Raw genomic sequence first — 17,929 nt, forward strand, 5'->3', positions numbered from 1 at the left:
AGCGCTGTCACAATCTGTAATAACCGCACACGGCTTTGGATAAATGATGTTAGGGAGTAGCGCTTTTTGAAGGTATTCCCTTCCGTATCAAGATAAAACCTGTTGTCACGTAATAGAACCTTTTGATTAATAACCATCCCCTCTCTATTATTTTTACTTATTCACTTATATGTTTGACGATTGAAATACGATAAAAGTTTGAGAGAAAAATGAAACGTTATCACTTTTTATCTTCTAAAAATTCATATGTATATTTTGCTATAGACTTAAAAAGGCATTCCAAAAATGGGATATACTTCAAAAGTATGTTTGCTTTATTTGCATATGCCTTCACTTAACGTTTTATCATGAAATTCGCGAGCCAACTTGAAAATTATAAGACAAGAATGGAGCAATGGAAAGACAATTAATGAGAATTATTTCTGGAAATTTTATTATCATACAATATTAAAAAAGTGAGCCCACAAGAGTCCCACTTTTTAATATGATTGGTCTATTTTGTTGAATCATTGACAAACGCTTTTGATATGGCCTTACCAATTACAGCAATTGTACGATTAACCTCTTCCTCAGTATTACCAATTCCACCAATCTCAATAATCATCATTTGCTTTGCTAAATCCTGATTGTATCGCCCATCAACCCCATCACCACTTTTAGAAATAACCCCTTTAGAAATTTTTGGAACGATGGCATTTAGTGTGGATGATAAACTTTCAGCATAGGCTGTATTCCAGCGGTAATTAGCATGCTCTGCCCCAACAACAATAGCAATTTTCGCATAATTTTCCCCATTATATGAGATCGTTGTAAGATCATGTTTTAATGAGTCACGATGTAAATCAACTATTAAATCATAATTATTTGTTTCTAAATGCTTACTTAAATATGGCCTCATCACATTATAAGATTCATGATAGCCTTTACCCTCTTCTTGTAATTTCTTCATAATATCTACATCAAGAACATCCGTCTTTAAACCATTTACATTAAAATGATTCACAATCTTATCCTTCAGGCTCATAATATTGACCGTTTCATGAGAAGTCGCTACCTTACCACTCACTGCTTTCACCATGGGTTCATATGCTTCATGCGTATGGGTAAATAACACTAACACTTTAAATGGGTCCGGGTCTAGGGCTTGATCTGGTTCAGGTTCTTTCGTTTGTTCCAGTACACTTTGTTCAGCTAAATTGGTAGCAGCAAACACGACTTGCTTATCTTCTGATTGTTTGATCGGAGTCGATGCTTGCTTGTTGAACGGAAGTTGCCCAGCAATGACAGGTAATACGAAAAAGAACAATAATATACCAAATGACCATTGTAGTTTTTTTAGCAAAGTCACACCCTCCTCCCCATATCGTATGGAGGGGGGATGTTAATTAGAACGAAAATAAATTTCTTGTTTTACGCATAAATAAGCGTGTTTTAGAAGGACTACTCTAAGCGTTGTTTCTTCATTATTTTATAAATCACTTGCCCAATTCATTAGCATAGAAGCCACTAATTTTGCATAGCGATCAATCCAATAGTCTGCTTCTTTTGGTGTAACCATCAGTTGTGTGTGGGAGCCAGCGAAGGTTTCCTCAAACAGCTGCTGGCGCTCCTCCTTCGTCCATGTCGCCCATTCTCCAAATATAGGTTGTACTAATGTCATATCCAGTTCCTTGTTGATATCTGGTTGCCATGAGGATAATGAAAGCTTTGATGACGGTTTACTGCGTTCAGCCACACGAGCAGCTATCGAACGTAGCATAGTTTCTACCGCATCCGCAATTAATACAGGTGCATCTACTACAGTAGGGATCCCTATTGCTGTTACGGGAATGCCAAGCATCTCATAGGAAATCTCTTGCCGTTGATTGCCTACTCCTGAACCTGGATGTATGCCTGTATCTGTTAATTGAATCGTTTTACAGAGTCGATTACTCGCTCTTGTAGCAAGTGCATCTACTACAATGATTAATTTTGGTTGCAGACGTTCAGCAATAGCAGCCACAAACTCACCTGTTTCGTAGCCTGTTTGTCCTGTTACACCAGGAGCATACATGACAAATTTTTCATCAATGACATCTAAACTATGCAAATGGTCAATTAAATAGGGACCTATTGCATCGGGGGTAATAGTGCGATTTCCTAAACCGACTATTAAAATTTTATCGTCTTCTTGCCAAGAAAGTGCGTCATGCATTTTTTTGAAATTTACAAGCAATTCTTGTTCAAGTTGTGCAAAGCCTTCTTGATCTTCTAATGTTAGTGTCGGGACAGAAAGGGTAATATACTGCCCTTCTTTTTTACCAATTTGCTTTTCCCCTTCAGCATCTACAAGAACATCTGTGATTTTTACTCTACCAGCATTCCGATCTTCAATTTGAATGCCACTTGATTGTTCAAGCTTTTCTTTTTGCTCTTTGGTCTGATGGACAACTACCTCTTCTGATTCATCGATTAAATCTGTTCGTTGCCAATTAAAATTTTGCATACAGTTCACCTCAAGCTGTAGTTTGTTCAAACTGTCAAGTAAATATTCTTTGCATTTATCTATTGCAATTTGGCCAAGCGTTTGTTAAAATGATTTTTGTTGTATTGACACAAGAAATCAATGAGAAGATATCATCTCGTACCTAATTTAGGAGGTGAAATATATGCCAAACATTAAATCTGCGATTAAACGCGTAAAAGTTAACGAAAAAGCTAACATTGCTAATTCTCAAGCTAAATCTGCAATGCGTACTACAGTGAAAAAAGCTGAAAACGCTGTTGCTGCTAACGCTGAAAACAAACAAGAACTTTTACAAGCAGCTTTCAAATCTTTAGATAAAGCAGCTTCAAAAGGACTTATCCACAAAAACGCGGCGGCTCGTAAAAAGTCTCGCCTTGCTAAAAAAGCGTAATTGTTTAAAGGATCAGATACTCTATTAGGAGTAGCTGATCTTTTTAATTTTATAGAGAACAAAAAAAGCTGCCCTTATTGGACAGCTTTCTTTGCCTATAGTTGGCGCAATAAAAATAGCTCTAGATAGCGCTCTCGATTTCCACCAGACGATTTTAGCTGTAAATCAACCTCTGCTAATTGATATAATGCCCGTAGCAAATTTTCTTCTGAAGGCCGATGCCGTTGCTCAATCATAAGTTTGACGCGATACGGATGAATTTTTAAATTTTTAGCGATTTGTTGAGGGTGATAACCTTTTTTCAATAAATAAAAAACATTTGACATGGTACGAACATTGGATGCTAGCAAGCCCACTAACATAATAGGTTCTTGTTTTTGTCGCAATAAATCATGATAGATAGACAAGGCTCCGACAGAGTCATTTGCCAAATATGCGTTAAGCATTTTAAAGGCATCTTGCTCTAATGTTTTTGCCACCAAATCCTCCACTAAAGAAGTTGTAATTTCGCCACCATCACCTAAATAAAGGGTTAGCTTGTCAATTTCCATCTGTAATTGTAGCATGTTGGCTCCGACCATCGTAACAAGCAATTCAATAGCATCTTGTGTAATGCTATTACCTTGTGTTTTGACAATGCCTTGAATCCATACGGCTAAATCCTGCTCTTTTGGTGTTTCTGCTTGTACAAATAATGCATGCTCTTTCATCATTTTAGTCACTTTTTTGCGCTCATCCAATTTTTCATAAGGAGCAATAAAAACCGTTACGGAAAAATCAGAAGGATTCGACAACCATGTTTCCAATCGTTTCACATCATGATCGATTTTTTCCTTCCCTTTCTCGGTTGCCTTTAAAAACGAAGCATTTTTAGCAATAATAAGCTTACGTTCTGAGAAAAAAGGAATGGTATCTGCTTCATCCATGACTGCATCTACTGGTACTTCTTCTAAATCAAATGTGGACATCTCCAGATCTTCTTCTGAACCCATTGCCTCTTTTAAACGTTTAATAGTTTCATCTATAAAATAGCTTTCTTCACCAACAAGCAAATATACTGGTGCAAGCTCACCTTTTTTTATTGTATTCCAAACCGTTGAAATCATAATTTCCCCTCCATCTAGCAATACTATTAGTATACATGATTTCATAGTCCTTTGTGTCTTTGACCGAATTGTGTCGATTCCTTGCCAGACGGGGAAATCACCTTTTCGATATAGCTTTTATGACCATGTTGTCTTATAATAAATAACAGAATTGGAGGGATAACAATGAATCCATTTGAAGGAAAAAACATACAATGTCGACGTAACGATGCCATCGATTCTGGTGTTGGCTTCGGTGTATCATTTGGCGTTTTCACGCTTATGTTTATTATTGCAACTATAGTAGAATTTGTATCACAGTAATTGGACTTATGCAGGAGAAGGGCCTTAGTCATTGGACAAGGCCCTTTTCATTTACGCTAACGGACCAGCGATTATCACGAATACGTATTTCGATTGATCCATTCACCCCTGTTGTCCATGTCACTAAATCTCTACTGACAAAACGTTGTACTACTTCTTCATGTGGATGACCATAACGATTATGGAGACCTGCACTAAAAACGGTTAATTGGGGCTGTAGCAGCTCGACAAATTCTTCTGTGCTTGATGTCTTACTCCCATGATGCCCTGCCTTCAGCAATGTGAGATTGGCCAATAAAGGTCCATAACGCTTGATCAGCTGTTGTTCGCCATATTGCTCCAAATCCCCTGTAAATAACGCTGTAAACGCCTTTTGCTGCATGTACAGGACAAGAGAATCATCATTTCCCTCATACAAGGCGTCATCAGGCCATAAGTAATAAAAATCTGTATCCCCTACATGCCACGAAGTCCCCTTCATTTTTTCTTTAATAGGAATATGTCGCTTATTTGCTTCTCGCAATAAATCATCCATTAAAGGCTCATTCAATGAACCAGGTGTAACGTGTATTTCCTTCATGTTAATCTCTTGTAAGACTTCCTCTGCTCCTTCAATATGATCTGCGTCTGCATGCGAAGCAATAAAAATATCGATAGTTCGTATACCCTTGCCTTTTAAAAATGGGACCACGACTTGCTTCCCTACCTCATATGGACTATCTGCTTTCTTCCACGATGCCTGCTCAAAGCGCAATACTCCACCTGTATCTATAACATAGACAGCCCGTCTAAAAGGCAATTCAATGACGATACTATCTCCTTGACCTACATTTAAGAAGGTAATCTTTGTTTCGTGATACAACATGGGTGCCAAATGAATCCCAATAACAGGGATGACAAGGATCAACATAGCTTTCCTGAATCTTTTTATTTCCAAATAATAAAAGCTCGCTAAAACACTTACCATCGCCACGCTACTCAGCCAAATAGATGGTTTGCCTGGTGACCATAATTGCCAAGGAGGCACTTGCATATAAAGGATTATTTCGGTCAGCCAATTACGCAGTGGTTCATAGCCAGCAAATAGGACATTAGCAAGTGGTAAAGAAAGATAAGATAGCACAAAGGCAATCATGTTAAAGGGTAATATAATAAAGGAAAACAGTGGAACAAAAACAATATTGACAAAAAATGAGGATAAAGATAATTCATAAAAATGATGGAGTAATAGTGGGTAAACGAGCAGTTGGCACACGAATGTGATAAAAAAAGAACGACCTAGCCAAGTTCTTGTCTGCTTAAAAATAATACCAGAATAAAGAAGACTAGCGGTTGCTAAATAGGATAGCTGGAAACCAATTTGGAAAATAACACCTGGCTCAAGCAAAACAAAGCCTATAAAGCTAATAGCTAATGCATCATCGATCGAAAGAACCCACTTAAAAAAGCGCAGTAACATCATCAATTCTACTACAGAAACAGCACGCCATACGGAAGGTGCTCCCCCTGCAATGACTCCATAAATCGGTAAGAGGATCAATAGCACGACTGTAGCCATTTCCTTGCGAACTCTTATTCTAAGTAATCCTTGAAAAAAGAGCCAAGACATCAGCGCGACATGTAGCCCAGAAATCGCAAATAAATGGGTAATACCGAGCTTTTGATAGGCACGCTGCAGTTCATCCTCCATCTGATCTTGCACCCCTATTAAAAGTGCTTGAGCCTCTGCTACAAGTGATTTGGGAAAAGTCTTCTCTATATGCTTTTTCATATTGTGTCTTATTTCGGCAAGAATAGTGAAGATGGATGTTCGTTTTCCTACATAATGCCAATTCTTGATTTCAACAACGCCTGTTGCTCCTTTGCTCGTTAAATAATTTGACATGGAAAAGGCATAAGCATGGGCAGATGGAGAGGGAGTCACAAGTTCACCTTTTGCAGAATACGTCATTCCAGTTAATGAGGTATTTTCATAAAAATTTTTCTCTTGTTCCGAGGAAAAAGTATAAACTACGTAAAGTTTTTGGCCATGTGTTGTTGTCGCAAACCCACGGAGTTTTTGCCCGTTTATTTTATAGTCACTTGACCAAGTTATAGGGAAGGTTGACGGTAAAGAGGAAGGTTCCGTCAGATGATTGATAGAAAGGAAACAATAAGTTAGGAGACCACTAGTTAGCACAAAAATTGCAAGAAAACGTGACTCACCTTTTATGGTGAGCCACAGGACTAGTAGCAGTAAAAAAATGAGTAGCCATGCTGATTTGTATACTGCAATAGCAGCTATTAGTACAGCAAGAGCTACCATAATCCATCTATGCTTTAAAGCTTGATGCCAAATAATGCACTCACCTTCTGTTCATATGGGAGCAATTTTTCAGCAGATATCCCACTCTCGCGAAGCTCGTGCAGCATTTCTGTATACAAAGCTAGCTTGTCATCTCGTAAAAAATCGATTTTACGTTCATCAAAGGGTACATGAACTACTTCTACTCCAGCTTTTGCAAATAACTCCTGTGCATATGGATTATTTTTATAATCCGTTGCGTAATACACACGTTCGATGCCAGCTTGAATGATAGATTTTGTACATGGTAAACATGGGAAATGTGTTACATACAAATCAGCACCTTTTGTCGGTGTTCCATATTTAGCACATTGCAGTAAGGCATTCATTTCAGCATGCACGGTGCGGACGCAATGGTTGTCAACCACATAGCACCCTTTTTCGATACAATGCTCGTCCCCTGTAATGGAACCGTTATACCCACCTGCAATGATGCGTTTGTCCCGTACAACAGTTGCTCCTACAGCTAGTCTTGTACATGTACTGCGTAATGCGAGTAAATGGCTTTGTGCCATAAAAAATTGATCCCAAGTAATTCGCTCCATATGACTACCTCCAAAAATTGTCTAACAAATTAACTTTCTCTTGCTTTTCTACTATAGTGTAGCCCTTTTAGAAAAGGGGCGTCAATATACCATCCTGTAAAAGCATTACTTTACAGTAATCGCATCCTTTAGCTTCTCAAATGTTTTATCACCAATCCCACTAACATTTTTTAAGTCATCTATAGTTTGAAACTGCCCATTCTCCTCTCGATACGTAAGGATACTTTGTGCTTTGGAAGGACCGATTCCTGGCAATGTTGCTAACGTTGCTACATCAGCTTTATTGATATTAATCTTTTGCTCCTTATTAGTCTCAGTAGGTAGCGTTAACAGGGAAGAGGCTTCTTCCTCTAGCTGTTCGCCCTTGATAGGAATGTAGATAACCATTTCATCCTGTACCTTTTGGGCATGATTGATCAATTGTGTGTCAGCCATCTCTGTATAGCCACCAGCAAGCTGTACAACATCTTTTATACGTTGATCTTGCTGAAGCTCATAAACGCCTGGATACATTACAGCACCCTTTATTTCCACAAATACCTGCTGCATAACCGCTTCCTCAGCAGATTCACTCAAATTTTTTTCTTCAATAGGTTGGATTGTTTCGATGAGCTCTTCTTGGGGAGGTGAAGAGTCAGAACTCGAAAAATAGAAGTAACAAAGTCCACTGACGACTAGTATGCTGGGGAATAACATACTTTTTTTGTACTTTTGCCATAAAGATTGTAGCACAGTACCATCCTTTCCTTGCGAAAGGTCATCATATGGAGTTATATATATCTTACACTATGGATGGGTGGTTGAAAATGATAAAAAAACATCAGGAGTTTCAATTTACCTGTTGAAGAGAGCTATATTCTTAGTTATATCCAGTTTTATCCGACAATTTAGCCTCTTTATCCGCCTGTTTAAGTGTTCTATCCGCTACTTTAATCTTTCTATCCATCAAAAAAGCCACACTGCGTATTACACAGTGTAGCTCCCTTTTCTTTATTTCAGCGCACGAATAAAAATGCGTTCACTTTCCTCATCAGGTGCCTCATCTGTAAAGTCTGCTGTAATTTCCACATGACTAAAACCGATGGCATGCAACCAAGCCATATACTGCTCGATAGTGTAAGTACGTTGCACGTGCTCCTCATCAAAGCGTTCGTATAATTCACTTGCGTCATCTCGTACATAAAAGGTCATTTGATGAATAACCGAATGTTCAAAGTCGGCAGGCTCCGTATGCCATATATAACTAATGTCACCATCATCATATGTGAACGGACCATCTAAAAAAATCTCATTCATTTTAAATAACGAGTGAACATCAAAAAACAGCTGACCTCCATCACGCAACGCCGCATAGATACGTTCTAATGTCGTATAAACAGAGTGCTCCTCTACCACATAATTCAAGGAATCAATTGTGATTGTGACAACATCGATTTCCTCAAAGCCATCTAGTTCGACCATAGACATACAGTATAATGGGGCATGGTAGCCTGCACCAGCAAAGCGTTCAGCTGCAATGGACAGCATCTCTTCTGATAAATCGATTCCACTGACTTGATAGCCAGACTTTGCAAATAACAAGCTAAGTACACCTGTACCACAACCCATATCCAACAGTTTTGGGTACTGGCTGCTTGGTGCATGCTGTACAACCCAATCTACATAAAGATTGTAAGGAATATCCGTTTGCAGCTCATCATAGACATGAGCAAAGCGTTCGTAACTCACTTAGGCCTCTGGCATGTCTAGTTGCGGTGCATCGCCCCAAAGACGCTCTAAATTATAATAAGCACGCTCATCCTTATGGAATACATGTGCCACAACATCGCCTAGGTCAACTAGTACCCAACGAGCTCCATCGAATCCTTCGACACGGCGAATTTCATAGCCTTGTTGTTCAGCTACATCCTGTAATTCGCGTGCAATGGCTTGCACTTGGCGATCTGAGTTACCATGAGCAATGATAAAATAATCTGCTAAAAGGGAAATTCCTTGCATATTTAAAACGACAATATCCTCACCATGTTTGTCGTCAATTGCTTTGTACGCTGCTTGTAATAAAGTTGAAGTCATCCTTCACTATCCTCTCTGTTCATCATATCGTTATAACATTCTATAGATAAAGGATAAATCGGCTGCTTTGTGTCAATTAAAAATGCCAAAGTATGGCGTACACATGCACTCATCGCCTTATCCAAATTTTTTTGTGCTTTTTTGCGCAGACGATCAACTCCATCAAATCGACGGTTCGGTTCAATCATATCTGCGACAAAAATAATTTTTTCTAAACGGCTCATATTAGCCCTTCCAGTTGTATGGAAACGAATAGCATTCAACAGCTCTTCGTCTGTGATACCGAACTCACTTTGTGCTATATATGCACCTACTGGACCATGTAGTAATTCACTACCCCATCCAATTAGTCTTTCATCTAATTTTTCATCACGAACGATATTTTCCATCCACTCAATATCAGCATATTTAGCAATATCATGGAGGATAGCTGCTGTTTCAGCTTTTTTTACGTCCTCGCCATATTTATGAGCTAGGTTGATGGCCGTTTCCATCACGCCGACTGTATGAATATAACGTTTTTCAGGCATTCTTGGCTTAATCGCCGCTAAATACTGTTCGCGTTCCATAAAGACCTTCCTCTCGTATGAACGTCTCTACCGCTTCTGGTAGTAGAAATGTCACCGTTCCTCCTGTAGCCAGGCGTTCACGAATCAGTGTGGACGATAAATCGATTTGAGGTATTTCCACCATACGTATAGGGTACTCTGTTGCCGCAGCTGTCCCTGGACGTTTTACTCCGACAAACTGAACAAGTTTCACTAAATCATCTATACAATGCCATGTATGTAGCGAATCAATCATATCGCCACCGATGATAAAGTAAAATTTCACATTCGGCTCTCTTCTACACAATGCAGAAAGTGTCTCATAGGAATAGGATACGCCACCCTTCTCAAGCTCATACGACTCTACTGAAAAATAAGGAAATGGACGAATCGCACGTTTTACCATTTCAAGTCGTTCAACATTACTAGCATCAAAACGTGCATGCTTATGTGGTGGGATGGCATTAGGCATAAAGCGGATTTCATCAAGTTCTAGCGCATGAAATACTTCATTTGCCATTAAAAGATGACCCATATGTGGCGGGTTAAATGTACCTCCAAGTAAACCGACCCTTTTCATCGTCTCACCTTATTTCGTTACTTTTGGTAATACAATCTTTTTATGATTGCGTGACTCTTTATATAAAACAACTGTCAGACCGATTAATTGGACAAGCTCCGCATGAGCACCTGTGGCTAATGCTTCTGCGACTTCATGTTTATCCTCTTCACAGTTATCTAAAATACGTACTTTAATCAATTCACGTACTTCTAATGCCTCGCGAATTTGCTTTGTCATTTCATCATTAACGCCACCTTTTCCCACTTGGAAAATAGGTGTTAAATGGTGTGCTTCTGCACGTAAAAAACGTTTCTGTTTACCTGTTAACATAAAAATTAGTTTCCTCCTAATTGCGCCTTCAGTTGCGCAATCATTGAATTTGTATTTGGATAGTTTCCTAACCAGTGTTCAAAAGCGATGGCTCCTTGATGGACAAACATTCCTAAGCCAGTGACAATCGTTGCTCCTTTTTCTTCAGCCGCTTGTAAAAAAGGCGTCATTAATGGATTATACACAATATCCGCAACAATTGCTTCTTTCATCAGCAGATCTAATGAAAATGGCATTGAAAAATTGCCCGTGGAAAGGCCAGCTGATGTCATTTGCACAATAATGCTGAAATCAGCTAGCGTTTCTTCCGCTTGTTGTAATGAAATAGCACGTCCCATACCCATTTCATCAATAATCATTTGTGCATTCGTCACCGTACGATTGGCAATGGTTACATGACAATAGCCTTGTTGCTGCATAGCAAAGGCAATGCCTCGAGCAGCACCTCCAGCACCAACAAGTAATACAGGCTTGTCTTTATGAGAAACCCCAACGGCTTCTTCCAGTGATCGAACAAATCCAATACCATCTGTATTATAGCCTTTCAGCTTTCCTTCTGTTGTTCGTACGACTGTATTCACTGCGCCCATTTTTTGTGCCAGCTCATCTAGCTCGTCTAGATACGGAATGATTGCTGTTTTATGAGGAATGGTCACGTTCCAGCCACTTGCCCCTAATGTCTTCAAACCAGCAACAGCAGATTCTAATTGATCAGGCGTTACATGTAAAGGAATATATGTCGCATCAATTGACATGTCCTCAAACCAAGCATTGTGCATGGCAGGTGATTTTGAATGTTCAATTGGATCACCCATAACTGCAAACCATTTCTTCATTTTCTAGTCCCTCTCTCTACTATGTCCTCCATTTAGATCAGCGAAGGACGAATTGAAACTTGTACACCTTTTGGGGCGTAAGCTGCTACTACTACATTCGCATGTTGAACGGTAATCCAGCCAAGTCCAGAAAATACAACATCTGTTTTCGCTTCTTTGATGGAAAATTCGTGACGAACCAATGGCGGTAACTGGTCGATAAAGTCCGCAGTTGGGGGAGCCAATAATTCTCCTTTATGCTCTTCATATAACGCATCTGCCTTCTCAAGCTTTGTACGATGAATTGGTAAATCATTTGCCACATGGATGGTAAAGGCAGAACGGTCACCCTGAATAAAATCAAATCTTGCCAATGCACCAATAAATAGCGTTTGCCCAGCATTTTGTTGATAGACTTTCGGCTTAATTTCTTTTTTCGGCATAATATATTTTAATTCACTGGCATCAATATGATGAGCCATTTGATGATGATTAATAATACCTGGTGTATCATATAATGCACTACCATCATCCAATGGAATATCTATCATGTCTAAAGTAGTACCTGGGAAATGTGAGGTTGTAATCACTTCACCCTCACCTGTTGCCTGCTTAATAATTCGGTTAATAAACGTAGATTTCCCAACATTTGTACAGCCAACAACATATACATTTTGTCCTTTACGATATTCATCGATGGCTTCCATTGCTTCTGCCATCCCTTTGCCTTTATGGGCACTGACTAATAGGACATCCACAGGCTGTAGCCCAAGAGCCTTTGCTTCACGTTTCAGCCAGTTGATAACTTTTTTTGGCTTCACTGACTTTGGTAATAAATCAGCTTTGTTGGCAATCAATAGGACAGGATTCTTCCCTACAAAACGATGAAGCCCTGGTAGCCAGCTTCCATTAAAATCAAATATATCAACAATTTTTACGATTAAGCCTTGCTGTGTACCAAGACCATTTAAAATACGTAAAAAATCGTCATCTGTTAACGATACTGGTTGAATTTCATTGTAATTTTTCAAACGGAAGCAACGCTGGCAAATGACCACATCCTTTTCTAATGATGATGGGGGTGCATACCCAACTGCTGTTTTATCTTCTGTTTGAATTGTTGTACCACAGCCAATACAATTTGGCATTTCAATCATTCTTGTTCCTCCCAAGTTATAATTCCTTTTCGTTTCAAATCATTAAAAACGCGACGTTCAATGAAACGATTCAATTTTGTTACAAGCCCATCTGATTGTGCAACAGGCTTCACGAGCACTGTGTGCAAGCCTAAGCGGTTTGCGCCCATTACATCCGTAAGGAGTTGATCTCCTACCATTACTACTTCATGTGGACGCAAGCCTAGTTGTATCAGCGCATTATAAAAAGCATTACGAAGTGGCTTTTTCGCCTTGTGAATGTAAGGAATACCTAATGGCTCAGCAAAATGCTTTACACGAGCTTCCTTGTTATTTGACGCAATAATAACACGAATACCTGATTCTTTCATAATGCGTAACCAAATGATTAGCTCTTCTGTTGCATCTGGACGATCCCATTCAACAAGTGTATTATCTAAATCCGTAATGATTCCTCTAATCCCTAATTCTTGTAACTTTTCCGGCGTAATTTCAAAAATATTCGTCACAAATTCGTTCGGTAATAAAAAATTATACAAAATAGCGACCCCTAATCTTAACGTATTATTCGACCATTATAGCATATTTGCAAAGGCTTCACCCATTCGAATTGGGCTTCCTTTTACAACATTATCCGTAAATTTAATTGTATCCTTTTCAAACAGCATCACAACAGTAGAACCAAATGAGAAATAACCAACTTCCTGCCCTTTCTGCCATTTCGTTGTTGTATTGGTAAGCACAATGGAATTCACAAAGGTTGCACCTACTTTGATAAATGCAACATGCTGATTATTTGCTGCTTTCAGCTCAGTCACTAAACGATAATTATGAGAAATTGGTTTTTTACCGTATGTAAGACCTAACTGATTCACAGGATAAGATTTCTGACCAAGTGTATATTGTCGTAAGACTTCTCCATCTATCGGGCTATGGATACGATGGTAATCAGCAGGACTTAAATAAAAAACGATAAAATGTCCGTCTGCATATTGTGCAGCTCGTTCTGTATTGCCGAGTAAATCTTGTAATGCATAAGGCTTACCCTTCACAAGAAATGTCATATCCCATTCAATACGTCCAAAGGATTCCACTTTTGCGTCCACTGGGCTGGCATAGACAGTTGGATTTTTTTCAATAGGTCGAGCTTCTTCAATAAGTTCTCTTGTAAAAAAATCATGTAAACATGAAAATTGTTGTTGTTTTTTTGAAACTTCTTCAAGGTTAATATCGTATAACTTCATGTAGCTTGGTATTATACGTTTACTCCACTTCGCTTTTGCTATTGTCTGCAAAAGATGGGAAGATTGCTTACCATTCGTTAGTTCTATCAAGCGTTGATATAGTTTTTCTTTCATACAGTAAAACCCCTATCCATTAATTTAGACTGTCAATTTTTTCGCATTCGAAGTATAATGGTACAATATCTTAAGTGCAAAGGAGTGATCCCCCTTGTTTTTTTATCACAAGTTGGTGGATACCACGGTTAAGAAAATGAAATCGCACGCAGCTAACTTCATAACAATTAGTAATATGTCCTTTGGAGGCGCGGCTATTATGGCCACTCTACATGAATACTATAGCTATAGTGTCTTGTTTATCTTTATAGCAGCTCTTCTTGATCGCTACGATGGTAAGGTAGCGAGAGCGCTCGGACAAGTGTCAGAATTAGGTAAACAATTAGATTCTATGAGTGATATTATATCATTTGGTGTGGCGCCTGCATTATTAATGTATGAAGTTGTTCTAGTTGATTTTGGTTTTGTCGGCATGATGATGGCCGTATTATTTATCGTCTGTGGCGCGATGCGTTTAGCTCGCTTCAATATTAGCGAAGCGAACGGTTATTTCACAGGTTTACCAATTACAGCCGCAGGTACGTTCTTAACTTTAACGTATTTCGCAGCTTATACGTTCCATCCGGCATTTTATCTTTTCCTTTTCCCCATTTTAGCTTTACTCATGATTAGTACATTTACGTTAAAAAAAGTGTAACAGCACATTTGCTGTTGCACTTTTTTCATTTCCCACGTCTTTTAAACATATACTGTCGAAAAATGGGGAAAGGATGAAATCTTTCAATGAGCGGAATTTTTACATCGATGTTGCAGTTATGGCTTGAAATCCCTGCGTTGCTTGGCTATTTAAAGGGGCAAACATTCCATAAACCCTTTTCAAAAGAAGAGGAAGCTGCTTGTATTGAACGATTTTTAGGTGGCGATGAGCAAGCGCGTCTTGATCTAATAGAACGTAATATGAGGCTTGTCGCACATGTCGTTAAAAAATTCCATCCAAAACATGAGCAACTCGATGATTATATTTCTATTGGAACAATTGGACTAATGAAAGCCGTTGAGAGCTATACTCCTGATAAAAAAACTAGACTTGCCACATATGCAGCTCGTTGCATTGAAAATGAGATTTTAATGCATCTACGCACCCAAAAGAAAGTGCAAAAAGACGTTTCGCTATTTGAGCCGATTGGAACTGATAAAGATGGGAACGCACTGCAAATTCGCGATTTACTTCAGTGTGATGAAGAAAGTGCCACAGAAAAGCTAGAGCATAAAGAGCATGTAGCACAACTATACCACTATTTGCATATGCTCGATGAACGTGAGCTCGAAATTGTGACACTCCGTTATGGCTTAAATCAACAGGATGCACTTACGCAAAAGGAAATTGCAGCACGCTTAAATATTTCACGTAGCTATGTATCTCGCATTGAAAAACGGGCACTTATTAAACTCTATCAACTATATAAACGAGATCAAAAAACTATTGAATAATATATTGTAAAATGGTTATGAAAAAAATTCAATCCTTCAATGGCGAAGAATATGCCTATTTCATGGCATATAAAAAAACTCCTTTGCGACATGACTATGTCGCAAAGGAGCTTTCCCGTCATACTAGTGTGCTGATTCAGATAGTTCTGCTGAAATCAACGTACCTATTAAAGTTGTAATAATGACTACACCTGCTGTTAAAAATAACATCATGAATGCCTCCCATTCTATTATGAAGAGATTGATTAATGTCAGTGTAGCATTTGTTTTTTGTATCAACTGTGATTTTTCTCACAGAATAAACCACACATTTTGACCATTCTGTGTAGTTTATAGTGAGGAAATTGCTTTTAATACGACTTGTGTCGAATGTTTTGCAGCAACTGGTAAAAATTCATCAAAGCTAATATTCGATTCTTTACCTGCAATATCTGATAATGCACGAATGACTACAAAAGGTGTAGCAAATTGATAACAAACTTGTGCAACTGCAGCCGCTTCCATCTCTACAGCTTTCATTTGAGGGAAATGGCGTCGAACAGCCTCTACACGTTCAGGATCATTCATAAAAGCATCCCCAGAGCAAATTAAACCAACGCCATACTGGTGCTCTCCAACTGCCTTTACAGCCTCCTCAGCTACCTTCATCAATTTCTCATCTGATTTATATGCTGCTGGCATACCAGCCATTTGTCCAATTTCATAGCCAAAGATTGTGACATCTACATCGTGGTGACGAACTTCATCAGAAATAACGACAGCGCCTACCTCAAGTGCTTCATCATACCCACCTGCAGAGCCTGTATTAATGACAACATCTGGTTTAAACTCATGTAAAAGGATTGTCGTAGACATAGCAGCATTTACTTTACCAATACCGCTTTTTAATAATACGACTTCCTTTCCTTCAAAAGTTCCTGTTGTATACTCACTACCTGCAATCGTTGTGCTGTGTGCATCGTCTAATGCTGCTCTTAGAAGCTCCACTTCCTCTTCCATTGCGCCAATTACTGCAATTTTCATCTACTGTTACTTCCCTTCTTTTATCAACTCTATTAAAAATAATCAAAAGAGTGATTTTCGTCAATAGGCGCCTTCTAATGTATTTAGTTGCTCAAGCTTCACTGGCTTCCAACCTTCATTATCAACCCATTCCATACTTACACGATACATTTGAGACTTATCATTGGTCGAAACAGTAGCAATGGATGAATTAGGACCACCATTATTTTGCATACGCCAGATGATCATATTGCTTTGGTCAATACCAGTCACCGTAGATACTGTTGCTACTTTCTCAGCCCAGTCTACAGACTTGTCGTCATATGAAGACACATGCTGACCTGTTTGAGTTGTTGGTGTTGGCTGCCAATTTTTATTCGTGATAACCTTCTCAACAATAGGATTATCTGAGGCTGATTCTTCTGCTGTGCCTTGTTCTTCCTGGGATGTCTCAGGTTCTGATTCTTCCTCTGAAGGTTTATCTTCTTCTACAGCTAGATCTTCTTTTTCTTCATCCGTCGGTTCTTTCTCTACTTCTTTTTCTTCATCACCGCTCTGTTCTTCTTGAGCTGGTTCCTCTTTCACCGCTTGATCTGCATCATCTTGCCATTTAAACACATAGGTTGCTGTGATAATAATGAGGACAACCACAACACCAATTAAAATATTCAATAGTTTATCTAGCTTTTTATTACGAGATGGCTGCAAATGACGACCACTTCGAGTTTGTCGTTCACTCATAATGTCTCCCCCTCTCTAGGCAATATTCTATCAAGTTCGACAGCACTTGCAAAATAATTCTACTCACTATTTTATTAAATAGTTTTCACGCTAAAAATGGTACAAGCAGTCAGCCAAAGGCTAACTGCTTGTACCTATACATATTATTTAATTGAGAGAATTTTCACTTTCATTTCGCCGCCAGGTGTTTGAACGACAACCTCTTCACCTTCAGCACGACCAAGTAGACCTTTTGCAATTGGTGATTCATTCGAAATACGGAATTCCATAGGATCTGCCTCAGCAGAACCAACAATTGTATAAGATTCTTCATCTGTTGATGGCTTACCATTGATGATTTCTACGAATGTAACCGTTTTCCCTAATGATACTACACTGTTATCTGTCTCGTCTTCAGAAATAATCACTGCATTGCGAATCATAGATTTTAATGTTGAAATACGACCTTCTAAAAAGGCTTGTTCTTCTTTAGCAGAATCGTACTCAGCGTTTTCAGAAAGATCTCCAAAATCACGTGCTATTTTAATGCGTTCAACGATTTCTTTTCGTGTTTCAGTTTCTAATTTTACTAATTCTTCTTCTAATTTACGTTTTCCCTCAGCTGTCATAGGGTACTGTTTTTCATTTGCCAAAGTCCTTCACTCCTTGTTTCTTCAATATAAAAACATAAAACTCGACTAAATGCATGGAAGATGCATCTAATCGAATTTTATTATTTTTAAACGTTTTCAAATTACG

General features: G+C 38.7%; 22 protein-coding genes. 4 read left to right on the forward strand and 18 right to left on the reverse strand.

Annotated elements, in window-relative coordinates:
* Positions 1 to 493: 493 nt before the first annotated feature.
* Both spoIIP and gpr read right to left on the reverse strand, forming a co-directional pair.
* A complete protein-coding gene (spoIIP, locus tag NY607_RS06075; protein ID WP_225340378.1) occupies positions 494 to 1,348 on the reverse strand; it encodes a stage II sporulation protein P in 855 nt (284 codons plus the stop codon).
* 120 nt (positions 1,349 to 1,468) lie between these two features.
* Positions 1,469 to 2,485 (reverse strand): GPR endopeptidase, encoded by a 1,017-nt coding sequence (gene gpr, locus NY607_RS06080; protein ID WP_066036467.1) that lies wholly within the window; start codon positions 2,483 to 2,485, stop codon positions 1,469 to 1,471.
* A 163-nt stretch (positions 2,486 to 2,648) separates the two neighbouring features.
* Between gpr and rpsT the strand changes: the two genes are divergently transcribed.
* A complete protein-coding gene (rpsT, locus tag NY607_RS06085; RefSeq protein ID WP_004226906.1) occupies positions 2,649 to 2,897 on the forward strand; it encodes a 30S ribosomal protein S20 in 249 nt (82 codons plus the stop codon).
* Positions 2,898 to 2,992: 95 nt separating this feature from the next.
* Here rpsT and holA read toward each other — a convergent pair whose 3' ends face one another.
* Positions 2,993 to 4,003, reverse strand: coding sequence for a DNA polymerase III subunit delta (gene holA, locus NY607_RS06090; RefSeq protein WP_259419327.1), 1,011 nt, complete (start codon positions 4,001 to 4,003; stop codon positions 2,993 to 2,995).
* Between the two features lie 165 nt (positions 4,004 to 4,168).
* Between holA and NY607_RS06095 the strand changes: the two genes are divergently transcribed.
* Complete coding sequence (locus tag NY607_RS06095) at positions 4,169 to 4,306, forward strand: YqzM family protein (protein WP_004226902.1); 138 nt, start codon at positions 4,169 to 4,171, stop codon at positions 4,304 to 4,306.
* A 28-nt stretch (positions 4,307 to 4,334) separates the two neighbouring features.
* Here NY607_RS06095 and NY607_RS06100 read toward each other — a convergent pair whose 3' ends face one another.
* The 12 genes from NY607_RS06100 to NY607_RS06155 form a co-directional block, all read right to left on the reverse strand.
* A complete protein-coding gene (locus tag NY607_RS06100; protein ID WP_259419328.1) occupies positions 4,335 to 6,611 on the reverse strand; it encodes a DNA internalization-related competence protein ComEC/Rec2 in 2,277 nt (758 codons plus the stop codon).
* Positions 6,612 to 6,625: 14 nt separating this feature from the next.
* A complete protein-coding gene (locus tag NY607_RS06105) occupies positions 6,626 to 7,195 on the reverse strand; it encodes a ComE operon protein 2 (protein ID WP_237898279.1) in 570 nt (189 codons plus the stop codon).
* Between the two features lie 105 nt (positions 7,196 to 7,300).
* Complete coding sequence (locus NY607_RS06110; protein WP_259419329.1) at positions 7,301 to 7,927, reverse strand: helix-hairpin-helix domain-containing protein; 627 nt, start codon at positions 7,925 to 7,927, stop codon at positions 7,301 to 7,303.
* 258 nt (positions 7,928 to 8,185) lie between these two features.
* Positions 8,186 to 8,923, reverse strand: coding sequence for a class I SAM-dependent DNA methyltransferase (locus tag NY607_RS06115; RefSeq protein WP_259419330.1), 738 nt, complete (start codon positions 8,921 to 8,923; stop codon positions 8,186 to 8,188).
* Entirely contained in the window at positions 8,924 to 9,268 is a 345-nt protein-coding gene (gene rsfS, locus NY607_RS06120) for a ribosome silencing factor (RefSeq protein ID WP_004226890.1), read from the reverse strand.
* Positions 9,265 to 9,837, reverse strand: coding sequence for a bis(5'-nucleosyl)-tetraphosphatase (symmetrical) YqeK (gene yqeK / locus NY607_RS06125; protein WP_048392153.1), 573 nt, complete (start codon positions 9,835 to 9,837; stop codon positions 9,265 to 9,267). Before yqeK ends, rsfS begins: the two co-directional genes overlap by 4 nt.
* Positions 9,806 to 10,396, reverse strand: a complete 591-nt coding sequence (locus NY607_RS06130) for a nicotinate-nucleotide adenylyltransferase (protein WP_221679999.1) — start codon at positions 10,394 to 10,396, stop codon at positions 9,806 to 9,808. Before NY607_RS06130 ends, yqeK begins: the two co-directional genes overlap by 32 nt.
* Before the next feature lie 9 nt (positions 10,397 to 10,405).
* Positions 10,406 to 10,708: a ribosome assembly RNA-binding protein YhbY gene (gene yhbY, locus NY607_RS06135; RefSeq protein ID WP_048392151.1), complete on the reverse strand. Its 303-nt coding sequence runs from the start codon at positions 10,706 to 10,708 to the stop codon at positions 10,406 to 10,408.
* Between the two features lie 5 nt (positions 10,709 to 10,713).
* Entirely contained in the window at positions 10,714 to 11,544 is an 831-nt protein-coding gene (gene aroE / locus NY607_RS06140; protein ID WP_259419331.1) for a shikimate dehydrogenase, read from the reverse strand.
* 32 nt (positions 11,545 to 11,576) lie between these two features.
* Positions 11,577 to 12,680 carry a ribosome biogenesis GTPase YqeH gene (gene yqeH / locus NY607_RS06145; protein ID WP_054550069.1) on the reverse strand — a complete coding sequence of 368 codons (1,104 nt, stop codon included), beginning with the start codon at positions 12,678 to 12,680 and terminating at the stop codon, positions 11,577 to 11,579.
* A complete protein-coding gene (locus NY607_RS06150; RefSeq protein WP_237898284.1) occupies positions 12,677 to 13,198 on the reverse strand; it encodes a YqeG family HAD IIIA-type phosphatase in 522 nt (173 codons plus the stop codon). Before NY607_RS06150 ends, yqeH begins: the two co-directional genes overlap by 4 nt.
* A 36-nt stretch (positions 13,199 to 13,234) precedes the next feature.
* Positions 13,235 to 14,017: a phosphatidylserine decarboxylase gene (locus NY607_RS06155; RefSeq protein ID WP_048392148.1), complete on the reverse strand. Its 783-nt coding sequence runs from the start codon at positions 14,015 to 14,017 to the stop codon at positions 13,235 to 13,237.
* A gap of 136 nt (positions 14,018 to 14,153) precedes the next feature.
* Between NY607_RS06155 and pssA the strand changes: the two genes are divergently transcribed.
* Entirely contained in the window at positions 14,154 to 14,654 is a 501-nt protein-coding gene (gene pssA / locus NY607_RS06160) for a CDP-diacylglycerol--serine O-phosphatidyltransferase (protein ID WP_048392670.1), read from the forward strand.
* Positions 14,655 to 14,740: 86 nt separating this feature from the next.
* A complete protein-coding gene (gene sigK, locus NY607_RS06165) occupies positions 14,741 to 15,448 on the forward strand; it encodes an RNA polymerase sporulation sigma factor SigK (protein ID WP_004226867.1) in 708 nt (235 codons plus the stop codon).
* A 330-nt stretch (positions 15,449 to 15,778) separates the two neighbouring features.
* On the opposite strand, the gene mtnN is transcribed toward sigK, so the two are convergent.
* The 3 genes from mtnN to greA form a co-directional block, all read right to left on the reverse strand.
* A complete protein-coding gene (mtnN, locus tag NY607_RS06170; RefSeq protein WP_016994157.1) occupies positions 15,779 to 16,471 on the reverse strand; it encodes a 5'-methylthioadenosine/S-adenosylhomocysteine nucleosidase in 693 nt (230 codons plus the stop codon).
* A gap of 60 nt (positions 16,472 to 16,531) precedes the next feature.
* On the reverse strand, positions 16,532 to 17,191 hold the full coding sequence (locus tag NY607_RS06175) for a YrrS family protein (protein ID WP_131520520.1): 660 nt from the start codon (positions 17,189 to 17,191) through the stop codon (positions 16,532 to 16,534).
* 143 nt (positions 17,192 to 17,334) lie between these two features.
* Complete coding sequence (gene greA, locus NY607_RS06180; RefSeq protein WP_004226860.1) at positions 17,335 to 17,823, reverse strand: transcription elongation factor GreA; 489 nt, start codon at positions 17,821 to 17,823, stop codon at positions 17,335 to 17,337.
* Between the last annotated feature and the right edge of the window lie 106 nt (positions 17,824 to 17,929).

Origin of the sequence: Lysinibacillus sp. A4 (assembly GCF_024919535.1) — a bacterium.
In the GTDB taxonomy this organism is placed as follows: Bacteria; Bacillota; Bacilli; order Bacillales_A; family Planococcaceae; genus Lysinibacillus; species Lysinibacillus capsici.